This is a genomic window from Pseudomonas sp. 28 E 9, from assembly GCF_900004785.1.
GTDB classification, from domain to species: domain Bacteria; phylum Pseudomonadota; class Gammaproteobacteria; order Pseudomonadales; family Pseudomonadaceae; genus Aquipseudomonas; species Aquipseudomonas orientalis_A.
The window spans coordinates 51,810-67,286 of sequence record NZ_CVTK01000054.1 but is presented as its reverse complement, the minus strand read 5'-3'; the positions used below and the strand labels follow the sequence as shown (position 1 = coordinate 67,286).

General features: G+C 62.9%; 8 protein-coding genes. 5 read left to right on the top strand and 3 right to left on the bottom strand.

Annotation, left to right across the window (positions count from 1 at the left end; all coding sequences use genetic code 11):
- Positions 1–168: 168 nt before the first annotated feature.
- Positions 169–2,130 carry a methyl-accepting chemotaxis protein gene (locus BFQ00_RS22105; RefSeq protein ID WP_065934762.1) on the bottom strand — a complete coding sequence of 654 codons (1,962 nt, stop codon included), beginning with the start codon at positions 2,128–2,130 and terminating at the stop codon, positions 169–171.
- Positions 2,131–2,183: 53 nt separating this feature from the next.
- Positions 2,184–3,854 (bottom strand): response regulator, encoded by a 1,671-nt coding sequence (locus BFQ00_RS22100; protein WP_065934761.1) that lies wholly within the window; start codon positions 3,852–3,854, stop codon positions 2,184–2,186.
- A 298-nt stretch (positions 3,855–4,152) separates the two neighbouring features.
- On the opposite strand from BFQ00_RS22100, the gene BFQ00_RS22095 reads away from it, so the two are divergent.
- From BFQ00_RS22095 to speA, 4 genes are all read left to right on the top strand, one after another.
- Positions 4,153–5,220 (top strand): DUF2333 family protein, encoded by a 1,068-nt coding sequence (locus BFQ00_RS22095; protein WP_065883460.1) that lies wholly within the window; start codon positions 4,153–4,155, stop codon positions 5,218–5,220.
- 2 nt (positions 5,221–5,222) lie between these two features.
- Entirely contained in the window at positions 5,223–5,759 is a 537-nt protein-coding gene (locus BFQ00_RS22090; protein WP_065883462.1) for an NUDIX hydrolase, read from the top strand.
- Between the two features lie 88 nt (positions 5,760–5,847).
- On the top strand, positions 5,848–6,219 hold the full coding sequence (locus BFQ00_RS22085; RefSeq protein WP_057724111.1) for a translation initiation factor Sui1: 372 nt from the start codon (positions 5,848–5,850) through the stop codon (positions 6,217–6,219).
- A 142-nt stretch (positions 6,220–6,361) separates the two neighbouring features.
- On the top strand, positions 6,362–8,275 hold the full coding sequence (gene speA / locus BFQ00_RS22080; RefSeq protein ID WP_065883466.1) for an arginine decarboxylase: 1,914 nt from the start codon (positions 6,362–6,364) through the stop codon (positions 8,273–8,275).
- 110 nt (positions 8,276–8,385) lie between these two features.
- Here the strand turns inward: speA and BFQ00_RS22075 are convergent, their stop codons facing one another.
- Positions 8,386–9,729 (bottom strand): MATE family efflux transporter, encoded by a 1,344-nt coding sequence (locus BFQ00_RS22075; RefSeq protein ID WP_065934760.1) that lies wholly within the window; start codon positions 9,727–9,729, stop codon positions 8,386–8,388.
- A 743-nt stretch (positions 9,730–10,472) separates the two neighbouring features.
- Here BFQ00_RS22075 and BFQ00_RS22070 point away from each other — a divergent pair.
- The gene (locus BFQ00_RS22070; protein WP_065934759.1) at positions 10,473–15,371 is read left to right on the top strand and encodes an alpha-2-macroglobulin family protein; all 4,899 of its coding nucleotides are present in this window, start codon (positions 10,473–10,475) and stop codon (positions 15,369–15,371) included.
- Positions 15,372–15,477: the final 106 nt, after the last annotated feature.

The window sequence follows — 15,477 nt, the reverse complement described above, 5'->3', positions numbered from 1 at the left end:
CGTTCGGCCAGCGTGGTTTAACGGGGCGCCTGAGATCAAAAGCAGATCAAGATCAAGAGCGACTCGCTTCGCATCGTGGTTACGGTTGGGCGCTACAGAGTTGTGTAGATACTTGTGGCTATCGGGGGCAAGCCCCCTCTCACATTTTGATCTCCACTGGAGGGGAGATCAGACGCGGAAGGCCTGCACCGCCGTGTTGAGCTGCCCGCCCAGCACCAGCAGGTGTTCGCCCTGGCTGCGTCCCTGGCCGATACGCAGCAGGTTGTCCTCGCCCAGTTGGTGAATGCGCTCACTGTTATCGCGAATTTCACTCACGGCCCCGCTTTGCTGCGCAGTCACGTCAGCGATGCGCACCGCCGTCTCGGAAATGGTCTGGATCGCCCCGACGATTTCGTCCAGCGCGCCATCGGCGGCCTGGGCTTGCTCGGCGGTGGCTTCGGCGTGCTCGACTTGCGCACGCATGCCTTGCACCGATTGGTGGGCGGCGCTTTGCAGGCTGCTGATCAAGCCCTGGATTTCGGCGGTGGCGCCGGCTGTGCGCTGGGCCAGGGTGCGTACTTCATCGGCGACTACGGCAAAACCCCGGCCGGCCTCACCGGCGCGGGCGGCTTCGATAGCGGCATTGAGCGCCAGCAGGTTGGTCTGGTCGGCGATCGAGCGGATCACCGTGAGCACGCCGCCGATGGTGGCGGATTCTTCGGCAAGTTTCTCGATCATCTGCGCGTTTTGCTGCACTTCTCCCACCAGGGCGTGCAACCCGGTCAGGCTCAGGCCGATGACGCGCTGGCCTTGTTCCACGGCGATGCCGGCACTGCGACTGGCGCCAGCGGCCTGGCTGGCATCGCCCGCCACTTGCTGGATGGTCGCTTCCAGTTCGCCCAGGGAGTCACGGATCTGCGCGGTATCCCCGGCCTGGCGTTCGGCGCCGTCGTGCAGGCCGCTGCTCAGTTCGGCAAGGGCGCGGCTGCTGCCGGCGACTTCTTCGGCGTTGCCGCGAATCGTGCCGACCAGGTCCACCAGATAAGCGCGCAGGCGGTTGAGCGAGGCTTCGATATCGCGCAGTTCGCGGTTGGTCCTGCCCAGGCCGATCGGCTGGCTGAAGTTGCCTTCGGCCCAGGTGGACAGTGCCGGGGCGAGGGCGGTCAGCACCCGCGCCAGGCGACGCTGCAAGGTGTCGATCAACAGGGCAATCAGCAGGATCAGGCCAATCATCAGCCCTTGTATCAGGCGCACTTCGCCCTGGATGCTGGCGTGTTGCGCGCGCACCACCGGCTCCAGGCCGGCGATGGCTTGGCGCACACCGGTGATCTTGGTGCGGGCGGCGGCGGCGAGGTCGGCGCGTTGCTGGATCTGTTCGCGGGTGCGCTTGAGTTCGGCGGGGTAGCGGGTCAACAGGCCGTTGAGTTCACGCTTGAGGTCAACGCCGGTGTCCAGCGCTTCGGTTTTTTCAGTGTTTTCCAGACCCATCAAGGCGGAAAAATCGTCGGTGCTGGATTCGGCGCTGGCCTTCACGCCCAGTAACGGCAGTTGTGCCAGCAGGTCGGCCTGGCTACGGATGTTGGCGATTTCACGCTCGACGTCATCGGCCAGCTCGGCGCGCCCGCTGCTGACCAGTTTTTCGCGCGCCAGGGACAACTTGCCCAAGTGTTGCGAGGCCGCCAGCAGCGGCGGCAGGTAGCGCGCGGCGTCCGCAGAATTGGCCGCGCCGGCGTACTGGCTCAGTTGCTCCAGGTTCGCCCCCAGTTCGCGTTCGGCTTGCAGCAGCAGCGCTTGCGGGTCGCCGGCCAGTTTACCGGCGGCGAGCAGGTCGGTTTTGCTGAAGGCATCCAGGTCCGCAAGGCTGGGGCGCAGGCTTTGCGCCAACTCGGGCGGCAGTGAGTCGAGCTGCTGCAACAGGCTTTCCAGGCTCTGGCCGGCGCTGCTCAACCGCAGGGCATCGCCGCTGGCCAGGTAGTCGTCGATATTGCGTGCGGTCTGGTTCTCAAAGGCCTGGGACAGCCCCAGATAGCGCTCCATCAACAGGTACGGGCGCTCCAGTGCTCGTTGCGACCACCACAGCGTCGCGCCAAGTGCCAGGCACACGGCAACCAGAAGAAGGGTATTGAGATTGGTCAGCAGCTTCAGGCGCATGCGTGGTTTCAACCGACAGCAAAAGATAAGTGCCTGAAGTTATTGCGTTTCTATTACAACCTTATGACCGATTCAGTGAATTCCGGTGAAAAGATGGCACTTTGCTTTGATGGGCGAGCCGCCTGCACGCGGTTGCGTCCGGCATGCTTGGCACGGTACAGCGCCTCGTCGGCCTGGGCGGCCATCATCAGGCCGTCGGAGCCGTCGCACAGTTCCACCAACCCGGCACTGAAGGTGCACCATAAGTCCTGTGGCTGGGCCGGGTAGTGGATTTCCGCAAAGCGCCCACGAATGTCGTCCAGCACCCTGCAGGCCGATTCGAGGTCGGTGTCGGGCATTACGATGGCAAATTCCTCACCGCCATAGCGGCCGATGTAATCGGTCTTGCGCAGGCGCTGCTTGAGGAACAGGGCCAGGCTCTTGATGACGCGATCGCCCATGGGGTGGCCGTGGCTGTCATTGACCCGCTTGAAGTGGTCGATATCCAGCATGGCGAAGCTCAGCGGCTTGTTTTCGCGACGGGCGCGGAAGCTGCAGTCTTCGAGCAATTGCAGGATATGCGTGTGGTTGTACAGCCCGGTCAGGCTGTCGCGCACCATCCGCGCCTTCAAGTTGCGCGCGCGCGCCGCGCGGTTGCGCACGGTGGTGATCAGATGGCGCGGCTTGATCGGCTTGGTCAGGAAGTCGTCACCGCCTTCGCTCATCGCGTCGAGCTGTTTGTCCAGGTCGTCTTCGGCCGACAGGTAGATGATCGGCACGCTGACATAGCGGTCGTTGTGGCGAATCACCTTGGCCAGCTCGGTGCCGGTGCAGGCGGGCATGTACATGTCGAGGATGATCAGGTCGGGCTGGAAGTCCGCCAGCTCGGCCATGGCCTGGATCGGCTCGATCAAGGTGCGGGTGACGATGCCGGCGCTGTTGAGCAGGCGCTCGGTATGCAAGGCCTGGGCACGGGAGTCGTCAATGATCAGCACTTTATACGGCTCGTATTGAGCGACGCAGGTCAGCACTTCGATCTTTTCCAGCAGGCTTGAGGCTTCCAGCGTGCCGGTGAGGAATTCTTCGCCGCCGGCGCGCACGGCGGCCAGGCGCGTCGGCGTGTCGGTTTCATGCAGGCTGAAAAACAGCAGCGGCAGCTTTTGCTCCAGGCCCTGCTGGGCTTCGGCGGCCAGTTTGAGCCCCAGTCCGGGGCTGCAGAAGTCCACGTCCATCACGATGGCCGACGGCAGGCGCTCGGCCATGGAGGCGCGAAACGCTGCGACGCTGTCCAGGGACTGCGCGCTCATGCCGAAGAATTCCAACTGCTTGGCCAGGCGCTCGGCGCGGTCATGGTCGGCCAGCATGACGTAGATCGGTTTGCGCATCGGCGGCAGCAGGGTTTGCTCGAGTTGATCGCCCTGGCGCAGCCCGGTGCGCGACAGGCGCTGCATCAAGCGGTTGAGTTCGGTGATCAGGTGGCTGCTCAGGCGGCCACGGTTTTCGTCCACGGCCTTGAGGGACTCGCCAATGTGCTGGGCCAGTTGGCAGTGCTCGGGCTGTTCAAAACGCTCGGCAAAGCGCAGCAGGCGCAGATTGGCTTCGCTGAGCTCGGAGAAGTCGGCGTTCGACCATTCGCTGCGTTGCAGGCGCTGCCAGATCTCAAGAATTTGACGTGCCTGATGAATTACCCGCTGGGCAAAATGCTGCTTGAGACGCTCGCGGCTGGGGTCTTCTGACTCGGTCATATCCTGACTACTGTGAGGGTGCATGCTGAGGTCGACTAGTGGCCCTATGCTAGCACCTCTTTTCTATTGTATGAGTGTCATACGTCAATTAAGTACGCGTCGGCGGTATTCATTTTTTGACCTCGTGGTCGCGCTGTGTAAAAAGCGTGCATCCTTTATAGTTCACCCTCGGGTATGCGCCAGTCTGCTTTAAAAGCGCCGCACCGATGGGCACGATGGGGTAGGGTTGTGGTCGGAGTGTTTGACCGCACCCGGACAATTGATGTGCATGAACTCAAGTGATTGAAAGGATATCGCCATGCTGGACTGGAAAAACCGTGAAGGCAGTGCCAAAGGCCCCGCCCCTGAGCCCAAGTCGGCCAACCGCAGCTACGTTCGCAACCTGCTCATGAGCCGCGCCTTGCTCAGCGTGATTTGCTTGTACCTGCTGGTCACTGGTGGCCTGGGTTGGTATTGGAGTCAGGAGCCGGCGTTGTTTCCGGTCCAGCAAAACGCCCAGCTTGCCGCCGAGAAGGAAGGCAAGCAGATGGTGATCGGCTACACCACCGTCGAAACCCTGAAAAACGTGGTCGGCACCTTGCTGAACAAGCCCGGCGGCTATATTTCCAATGACCGTTTCCCGCCAGGCCTGTGGATGGACAACATGCCGAGCTGGGAGTACGGCGTGCTGGTGCAGGTACGCGACCTGACCCGCGCCCTGCGCAAGGATTTCGCCCGTTCCCAGTCGCAGTCGGCTGAAGACGCTGACCTGGCCAAGGCCGAGCCGCGTTTCAACTTTGACAACAAGAGCTGGGTGCTGCCGTCCAGCGAGTCGGAATATCAGGAAGGCATCAATTCCCTGAGCCGCTACGAAGCACGCCTGTCCGACCCTAACCAGAAGGGCGCGCTGTTCTATGCCCGCGCCGACAACCTGAATAACTGGCTGGGCGACGTCGCCACCCGTCTGGGTTCGCTGTCGCAGCGCCTGTCGGCCAGTGTGGGCCGCGTGAAGCTGAACACCGCGCTGAAAACCGAAGCGCTGGCGCCGGGTGAAGTGCCGCAGGTCGATGAAGAAGTGGTGGAAACCCCCTGGATGCAGATCGACAACGTGTTCTACGAGGCCCGTGGCCAGGCATGGGCACTGTCCCATCTGCTGCGCGCCATCGAAGTCGATTTTGCCGACGTGCTGGCCAAGAAAAACGCCACCGTCAGCGTGCGCCAGATCATTCGTGAGCTGGAGGCCTCGCAGGAACCGGTGTGGAGCCCGATGATTCTCAACGGCAGCGGCTTCGGGGTACTGGCGAACCATTCGCTGGTAATGGCCAACTACATTTCCCGGGCCAACGCTGCAGTGATCGATTTGCGTCAGCTCCTCAATCAGGGTTGATGATGGACGCGACTCAAAAGGAGGCCGCCCACCGGGTAGCCTCCGATGCTGAACTGATCCAGTGGGTTGACGAGAACGACAACCCGCTCGGCAACCTCGTCAGGTCCGACCTGCGCAACCGCGGGCTGATTGGCCGCTGCACCTTTATCTTTCTGTTCAACTCCAGGGGCGAGCTGTGTGTGCATCGGCGCACCCTGAGCAAAGCGCTGTACCCCGGGTTCTGGGACACGGCAGCGGGCGGGATGGTTGCGGCAGGGGAAACCTATGCCGATTCGGCGGCCCGTGAGCTTGCCGAAGAACTGGGCGTCAGCGGCGTGGAATTGATCGAACATGACCATTTCTATTTCGAAGACGGCGACAGCAGGCTTTGGTGCACCTCCTACTCGGCGGTATGGGACGGGCCACTGTGCCTGCAGCCCGAAGAAGTCATGGAAGCGCGCTTCCTGCCGATTGAAACGGTGTTGAGCGAGGCCAGACACAAGCCTTACTGCCCGGACGCGCAAGAAGGCCTGCGGCGCTATCTGGCGTTGCGTCGCTAAAGTTGCATGAAATGGCGCCATTTGGCCCTTAGCAACTTGGCTTTTTGCCGTTACACTGCGCCACTTTTCATCCCCTAGAGGATTGCCGGTGGCCAAGAAAGCCGCATCCTTCGCCGCCCTGGGTGGCCTGGTATTTTCCACCGATGCAGGTCGACACTGCCCGGACTGCCGTCAGCCCGTGGATTCGTGCACCTGCAAACAAACCCTGATTCCCGAAGGCGACGGCATTGCCCGCGTACGCCGCGAGAGCAAAGGCCGTGGCGGCAAGACGGTGACCACCATCACCGGTGTGCCGCTGGCCGAAGAGGCGCTCAAGGAACTGGCCACCACGCTGAAAAAGCGCTGTGGCACCGGTGGCGCGTTGAAAGATGGGGTCATCGAGATCCAGGGCGAGCATGTCGAACTGCTGTTGGCCGAGCTGATCAAGCTCGGTTACAAGGCCAAGAAGTCCGGTGGCTGAAAGCCTCTTCCCGGCCTGTGTCTAAACTCTGCCCTGCGAGCGAGGTCTACCTCCCTTACAGGCAAATCGTCATTTTCATTCTTTAGACTGCGCCAGCCTCCGCTTGAGGTGGCGCCTTCGCCTTCATTTATAGGGGACTTCGATGTCCGTACGACGCACACGCAAAGACGATGGCAGCCAATGGACAGTTGCGGACAGCCGCAGTGTTTACGGGATTCGCCATTGGGGGGCCGGTTATTTCGCGATCAATGAAGCCGGTCGCGTAGAAGTCCGTCCGAACGGTCCGAACAGCACGCCTGTCGATCTGTACGAGCAAGTCGACGAGCTGCGCAAAAGCGGCCTGTCGTTGCCGCTGCTGGTGCGCTTCCCCGATATCCTGCAAGACCGTGTACGCCAGCTCACCGGTGCCTTCGATTCGAACATCGAACGCCTGGAGTACCAGAGCCAGTACACCGCGCTGTACCCGATCAAGGTGAACCAGCAGGAAGCGGTGATCGAGAACATCATCGCCACCCAGAACGTCTCCATCGGCCTGGAAGCCGGCTCCAAGCCGGAGCTGCTGGCCGTGCTGGCCCTGGCGCCGAAGGGCGGCACCATTGTCTGCAACGGTTACAAGGACCGTGAATTCATCCGCCTGGCGCTGATGGGCCAGAAGCTCGGCCACAATGTGTTTATCGTGATCGAGAAAGAATCCGAAGTTGAATTGGTGATCGAAGAGGCCGCCAGCCTCAAGGTCAAGCCGCAGGTGGGCTTGCGTGTGCGCCTGTCGTCCCTGGCCTCGAGCAAGTGGGCGGACACCGGTGGCGAGAAGTCCAAGTTCGGTCTGTCGGCGGCGCAGCTGCTGTCGGTGGTCGAGCGTTTCCGCGCGGCCGGCCTGGACCAGGGCATCCGCCTGCTGCACTTTCACATGGGTTCGCAGATCGCCAACCTGGCCGACTACCAGCACGGGTTCAAGGAAGCCATTCGTTACTACGGCGAACTGCGCAACCTTGGCCTGCCGGTGGACCACATCGACGTGGGCGGCGGCCTGGGCGTGGACTACGACGGTACCCACTCGCGCAACGCCAGCTCGATCAACTACGACATGGACGACTACGCCGGCGTGGTGGTGGGCATGCTCAAGGAGTTCTGCGACGCGCAGAGCCTGCCGCATCCGCACATCTTCTCCGAGAGTGGCCGTTCGCTGACCGCCCACCACGCCATGCTGGTGGTGCAGGTGACCGACGTCGAGAAACACAACGACGAAATCCCGACCATCGAAAACAAGGAAAGCCTGCCGGAAACCGTGCAATGGCTGGTGGACCTGCTGGGCCCTACCGATATCGAGATGGTCACCGAAACCTACTGGCGCGCCACTCACTACATGAGCGACGTGGCTACCCAGTACGCCGACGGCAAGCTGACCCTGGCCGAAAAAGCCCTGGCCGAACAGTGCTACTTCGCGGTGTGCCGTCGCCTGCACAACTCGCTCAAGGCTCGCCAGCGCTCGCACCGCCAGGTGCTGGACGAACTCAACGACAAGCTGGCCGACAAGTACATCTGCAACTTCTCGGTATTCCAGAGCCTGCCGGACACCTGGGCCATCGGCCAGGTACTGCCGATTCTGCCGCTGCATCGCCTCGACGAAGAGCCGCTGCGCCGCGCCGTGCTGCAAGACCTGACCTGCGACTCCGACGGCAAGATCAAGCAGTACGTCGACGAGCAGAGCATCGAGACCAGCCTGCCGGTGCATGCCTTGAACGAGGGCGAAGACTACCTGCTGGGCATCTTCCTGGTCGGCGCGTATCAGGAAATCCTCGGCGATATGCACAACCTGTTCGGTGACACCGACTCGGTGAACATCTACCAGCGTGAAGACGGTTCGGTGTACAGCGCCGGTATCGAGACTCACGACACCATCGAAGACATGCTGCGCTATGTGCACTTGTCGCCGGAGGAATTGATGACGCATTACCGTGACAAGTGTGCGAGTGCGAAGATCAGCGCGTCGGAACGTACCCAGTTCCTGGACGCCTTGCGCTTGGGCCTGACCCGTTCTTCCTACCTGTCCTCGTAAAAAAATGTGGGAGGGGGCTTGCCCCCGATAGCGGAGTGTCAGGCAACTGATTTGTTGCTGATGTACTGCTATCGGGGGCAAGCCCCCTCCCACATTTGGATTGCGTTTTTTCAGTTGGCTCCGAGCCACAGCCATTGCCGATTCAGGCGCCAGGCAATTGCCCACAGGGTCAAACTGCGCACCGCCATGAACAGCAGGAAGGTGATCCATAACCCGTGGTTGCCCAGCCCCTGCAATGCCCAGGCAAGCGGCAGCACCAGCAGCACCGTCAGCAACATCCCATTGCGCATTTCCCGCGCCCGCGTGGCGCCGATAAACAATCCATCGAGCACATAACTCCACACCGCAATTAACGGCAATACCGCAAGGTAGGGCAGGTAGCGGTCGGCGGTTTCGCGCACGCTGGGAATGTCTGTTTGCATGGCGATAAACAGGTGGCCGCCGAAGGTGAACAGCAGGGCGAAACCGACGCTGGCGATCAGCGACCAACCACAGGCAACCACCAATGATCGCCTTAACGCCTGGCGGTCACGTGCGCCGATGGCGTGGCCGCACAGGGCCTCGACAGCGTGAGCGAGGCCGTCCAGGGCGTGTGCCGTCAGCAGCAGGCCGTTGAGCAACAGCGCATTGGCCGCCACGGTCGCATCCCCCAGCCGCGCGCCCTGTACGGTGATCATGAAAAACACCGACTGCAACGCCAGGCTGCGGATAAAGATGTCGCGGTTTACCGCCAGCAATGGGCGCCAGCTTTGCCACAGCTTGAGCGCGGTCCAGGCGATATGCCCAGGGTAGGCGCGCAGGGCTTTTTGGGTGAGGGCCAGGCCGAGCAGGGCACCGGTCCACTCGGCAATCACCGAGGCGCGGGCGGAGCCGACCACGCCCCAATCCAGGCCCAGAACGAACCACAGGTTCAGCGCGATATTGACCAGGTTGGTGGTCAGCAGGATCGCCAACGGCGCACGGGCGTTCTGGGTGCCGAGGAACCAGCCGACCAGCGCATAGCTGGCAAGGGCGGCGGGCAGGCCGAACAGGCGCGTATGGAAGAATTCCCGGGTCAGTTGGTTCAGTTCGGCCGAGGGTTGCATCCACTCGAGCGCCAGGTGGCTGAGTGGAATGCCCACGCTGCCCAGCAACATGGCCAGTCCCAGCGCCAGCAGCAGACCTTGCAGCAGCACCTGGCGCAATGCCGCGCCGTCATTGCGCCCGGCGGCCTGGGCGGCAAAGCCGGTGGAGCCCATGCGCAAGAAGCCCATGGCCCAGGCGAGGAAGGTATACAGGCTGGCGCCGACGGCCACGGCGCCCAGTTGGTGGGCGTGGGGCAGATGGCCGATGACCATGCTGTCGACCAGGGCCACCAGCGGCACGGAGATATTCGACAGGATCATCGGCGCGGCCAGGGCCCAGACACGGCGATGGGTGGGGCGGTGGCGCCAGTCGGCGAGCAGGGCGGTCATGAGGGCTCCTAGGTGGAGCGCCATTGTAACCGGCCATTAACCCCACGGCAGATCCAATGTGGAGGGACGGTGCGACGATTCGACTTGCCCCCAATGGCGGCCTCTGGGCCGACCAGGATGTTGTGTCGATCCCGGTCCAAAGGTGGGAGGGGGCTGCCCCCGATGGCGGCCTCAGAGCCGACCAGGATGCTGGATCAGACCGAGTACATATCCGTTTCTGCGGTCACGGCTGCTATGGGTTCCGCTTTTACAGCGGCTCACTTTTGAAAAGCGCAAAAGTAAGCAAAACGCTCTTGCCCCACCACTCGGCACCTCGCTTAGGCTCGGTGTGCCCGAACGCAGGCTTGAATCCGTGGGCCGCCGCCACGCGCCATCCATGGCGCGGGGCGGCTAACCCGGCGTCCTGCCGGGTTGCCCACGGATTCAAGCCTGCGTTCGGCCAGCGTGGTTTAACGGGGCGCCTGAGATCAAGATCAAAAGCGACTCGCTTCGCATCGTGGTTACGGTTGGGGCTACAGAGTTGGGTAGATGCGTCAGGCAACTGATTTGTTGCTGATGTACCGTTATCGGGGGCAAGCCCCCTCCCACATTTTAATCTTCAGTGGCTGTGGGATTTGGCTTGGTTTCAAGCGCCCTTAGAAACCAACCCGCCCTCCGTCGGTCAATGTGATCGGCTGCGCAGCAGCTTGAGCGGCGCTGATATATAGTTCACCTCCCCGGTCCCCTCTGACTACGAGTGCCCCATGCTTAACAAAGGATTGTTCCTGGCCTGTGCGCTGGCCCTGCTGAGCGCCTGCGATTCTTCCGATAAACCGTCCGCGCCCTCTGCCCCGGCGGCGAGTGTGGCGCCCAAGCCGGCCAAGGCGGCGGTGGATGTGGCGGCGTTGAAGCAGCGGTACGCCGGGCGTGAGTTAAGCGTGGTGGATGTGTCCGAGGTGCAGTTGGACGGGGCCAGCACCCTGTCGGTGAGTTTTTCCATTCCCCTGGACCCGGATCAGAAGTTCGCCGACAAAGTCCATTTGGTCGACAGCAAGTCGGGCAAGGTCGATGGCGCCTGGGAGCTTTCCGATAACTTGATGGAATTGCGCCTGCGCCACCTGGAGCCGCAGCGCAAGTTGGTGCTGACGGTGGATGCCGGGGTGAAGGCGGTCAACGACAACCTGCTCGCCGCCGAATACACCGCTCGCCTGGAAACCCGCGATCTGCAAGCCACCGTCGGCTTCGCCAGCCGTGGCACGCTGTTGCCCACGCGCCTGGCTGAGGGCCTGCCGGTGATCGCGCTGAACGTCGACAAGATCGACGTTGAATTCTTCCGGATCAAGGCCGAGTCCCTGCCGGCGTTCCTGGCGCAGTGGGGGCGCAACACCAGCCTGCAAAGTTACGAATCCCGCGAATTGCTGCCGATGGCCGACCTGGTCTACGGCGGCCGTTTTGACCTCAACCCGGCGCGCAACACCCGCGAGACCCTGCTGCTGCCGATCGCCGGCCTCAAGCAATTGCAGCAGCCGGGTGTGTACCTGGCGGTGATGCGTGCCTCGGGCACCTACAACTATTCGCAACCGGCCACGCTGTTTACCTTGAGTGATATCGGCCTGTCGGTGCACCGCTACGCCAATCGCCTGGATGTGTTTACCCAGGCGCTGGAAGGTGGCAAGGCGTTGAACGGCGTCGAACTGGAAATCCTCGATGCCGAAGGCCGCGTACTCGGCCAGGGCAAGACCGAAGACGGTGGCCACGCCGAGTTGCCGCTGCCGAAAAAAGCCCAGGTGTTGCTGGCCAAGCAGGGTGAACAAACCAGTTTGCTGCGTCTGGACAGTGCCGCGCTGGACCTGGCCGAGTTCGATATCGGTGGGCAGCCGTCGCACCCGTTGCAGTTCTTTGTGTTCGGCCCGCGTGACCTGTATCGCCCCGGTGAAACCGTGCTGCTCAACGCCCTGTTGCGCGACAAGGACGGCAACGCCGTCAAGCCGCAGCCGGTGAGCGTCGAAGTGCGGCGCCCCGATGAGCAGGTCAGCCGCAAATTCGTGTGGGAGGCCGACGCCTCCGGTCTCTATCAATACCCGCTGCAACTGGCCGGCGAAGCACCGACCGGGCGCTGGCAGCTGGTATTCGACCTGGGCGATGGCAAGCCGCAGCTGTATGAATTCCTCGTCGAAGACTTCCTGCCCGAGCGCCTGGCGCTGGAGCTCAAGGGCAGTGACACGCCACTGAGCCCGGCGGATGACGCGGTCATCCAGGTCAATGGCCGTTATCTGTACGGCGCGCCGGCCTCGGGCAACCGGGTCAGCGGGCAGGTCTATGTGCGCCCGCTGCGCGAGGCGGTCAAAAGCTTGCCGGGCTACCAGTTCGGCTCGGTCACCGAAGAAGAGCTGAGCCAGGATTTCGAGCTGGACGAAAGCACGCTGGACGCCAAGGGCCAGGAAGAACTGACCCTGGAAAGCAAATGGGCCGAGGCCAAGTCGCCCCTGCAATTGATCGTGCAGGCCAGTCTGCAGGAGTCGGGCGGGCGGCCGATCACCCGGCGTCTGGTACAGCCGATCTGGCCGGCCGAGCAGTTGCCCGGCCTGCGCGGGCTGTTTGACGGCACTGAAACCAACGGCGACGGCCCGGCGGAATTCGAAGTGCTGGTGGCCAACCAGGACGGCCAGAAACTTGCCGCGCAGAACCTCAAGGTGCGTCTGGTGCGTGAGCGCCGCGACTATTACTGGAACTACTCGGACAATGATGGCTGGAGCTATCACTACAACGAGAAATTCCTCAACCTTGACGAACAAACCCTCGACATCAAGGCCGGCGACACCGCCAAGGTCAGCTTCCAGGTGGAGTGGGGCCCCTACCGCGTCGAGGTCGAAGACCCGCAGACCGGCTTGATCAGCAGCCTGCGCTTCTGGGCCGGCTACCAGGCCCAGGACAACACCGAAGGCGGCGCTGTGCGCCCCGATCAGGTCAAGCTGGCATTGGATAAACCCGCCTATGCCGATGGCGACACCGCCAACGTCACCGTCACGCCGCCGGCGGCCGGTAAAGGCTACCTGCTGGTTGAGTCCGCCGAGGGGCCGCTGTGGTGGCAGGAAATCGACGTGCCGGCCGAAGGCAAGAGCTTTGCCGTGAAGCTCGACCCGAAGTGGTCGCGGCATGACCTGTACGTGAGCGCGCTGGTGATCCGCCCCGGCGAGCGCAAAGCCAATATCACCCCCAAACGCGCGGTGGGCCTGCTGCATCTGCCGTTGGACCGTACCCAGCGCAAGCTTGGCCTGACGCTGACGGTGCCGGAAAAAATGCGCCCCAAACAGCCGCTGACGGTGAAGATCGCCGCCAAAAACGCCGACGGCAGTGTGCCCAAACAGGTGCATGTGCTGGTGGCCGCAGTGGACGTGGGCATCCTCAATATCACCGAATACCCCACACCCGACCCGTACTCCAGCCTGTTCGGCCGCAAGGCCTACGGCGTGGACCAGTTCGACATCTACGGCCAGTTGATCGAAGCCGGCCAGGGCCGTCTGGCCAGCCTGGCGTTCGGGGGCGATGCGGCACTGGCCAAGGGCGGCAAGCGCCCGGACACCAGCGTGACCATCGTCGCCCTGCAAAGCGCACCGGTGACGCTCAACGAGCAGGGCGAGGGCGAAGTCAGCGTCGATATTCCGGATTTCAACGGCGAGTTGCGCCTGATGGCCCAGGCCTGGAGCGATGACCGTTACGGCATGGCCGAAGCCAAGACCGTGATCGCCGCGCCGCTGATTGCCGAGTTGTCGGCCCCGCGCTTCCTGGCCGGGGGTGACGAGACGACGTTGGCGCTGGACCTGTCCAACCTGTCGGGCAAGGCGCAGAAGCTGGACGTGCAACTGAGCGCCGAAGGGCAGTTGCAGTTGGTCAACGGCGGCGCGCACAGCGTCGAGTTGAAACAAGGCCAGCGCACCACGCTGCGTATCCCGGTGAAAGCCTGGGGCGGCCTGGGCAACGGCAAGGTCAAGGTGACGGTCAACGGTTTGGATCTGCCCGGTGAAAACCTGCCGCCGTTCAGCCGTGAATGGACCCTGGGCGTACGCCCTGCCTACCCTGCGTTGCTCAAGCATTACCGCGCCGTACTCAAGGACCAGCCGTGGAGCTTGCCTGCGGGCACGCTGGAGCAGTTCGACAGCGCAGGCAGCGAGGCGCTGTTGAGCCTGTCCAGCCGACCGCCGTTGAACCTCGGCGCGCAGATCAGCGCGCTCAAGGCCTATCCCTACGGTTGCCTGGAGCAAACCGCCAGCGGCCTGTACCCATCGCTCTACGCCGATGACGCGTTGCTTAAACGCCTGAGCATCAAGGGCGAGCCGGATGCCGAGCGTAAACGCAAGATCGAGCTGGGTATCGAACGCCTGCTGGGCATGCAGCGCTACAACGGCAGCTTCGGTTTGTGGGGCGCCGACGGCGAGGAAGAATATTGGCTGACCGCCTATGTCACCGACTTCCTGCTGCGCGCCCGTGACCAGGGTTTTGCAGTGCCGGCCGAGGCGCTGAAGAAAGCCAGTGAGCGTCTGCTGCGCTATGTGCAGGAGCGCAACCTGATCGAAGTCGACTACAGCGACAACGCCGAACACACCCGTTTTGCCGTGCAGGCCTACGCCGGCATGGTTTTGGCGCGCAGTCAGCAGGCGCCGCTGGGGGCCTTGCGCAGTATCTTCGAGCGACGCAGCGATGCGCGTTCCGGCTTGCCCCTGGTGCAGTTGGCCATTGCCCTGCAGAAAATGGGCGACCAGCCGCGTGCGGACCAGGCGCTGCTCGCCGGCCTGGCCGCGCAGCGCAGCGCCAAGGAATGGCTGGCCGACTACGGCAGCCCGTTGCGCGATCAGGCGATGATCCTGGCGTTGCTGGAAGAAAATGACCTGGCCAAGGGCAAGCGCGAAGAACGCCTGTTCGCGCTCTCGGACCAGTTGGCGGCCAGCCCGTATCTGTCGACCCAGGAGCGTAATTCGCTGTTCCTCGCCGGGCGGCTCGGGCTCGCCCAGCCAGAGGCGAACTGGCAAGTGTCGCTGACCGGCAGTGGCGGTGTGCGTGAACTGAACAACCAGCAATCAACCCTGCAACTGGATGACAAGCTGCTGACCAGCGACTTGAGCCTGAGCAATCAGGGGGACACGCCGGTGTACCAGCAACTGACGATTTCCGGTTACCCACAAGTGCCACCGGCAGCGGGCGGTGAAAACCTGAGCATCCGTCGTGAATACCTGGGCATGAACGGCCAGCCGCTGAACCTGCGCAGCCTCAACAGCGGCGACCTGGTGCTGGTGCATTTAGCGGTCAGCGCCAAGCAACGCGTACCGGATGCCCTGGTGGTCGACCTGCTGCCCGCCGGCCTGGAACTGGAAAACCAGAACCTGGCCCAAAGCGCGGCCAGCCTGGAGAACGCCAGCAGCCAGGTGAAGGAATGGCGTGAGTCGATGCAGAACGCGTCGCTCAAGCATCAGGAATTTCGTGATGACCGCTACGTGGCGGCGATGAACCTGGACGGTTACGGCACCACCACGCACTTGCTGTACCTGGCACGTGCAGTGACACCGGGCACCTACCGCGTGCCGCCGCCCCAGGTGGAGTCGATGTATCGGCCGAACTGGCAGGCGGTGGGCGAAACCCCGGCAGATATGGTGATCAAGGGCCGCTGATTGCTGAAGTTGAAAGGGAGATCAATGTGGGAGGGGGCTTGCCCCCGATGGCAGTGTGTCAGTCACCCGATGCATTGACTGAACTACCGCTATCGGGGGCAAGCCC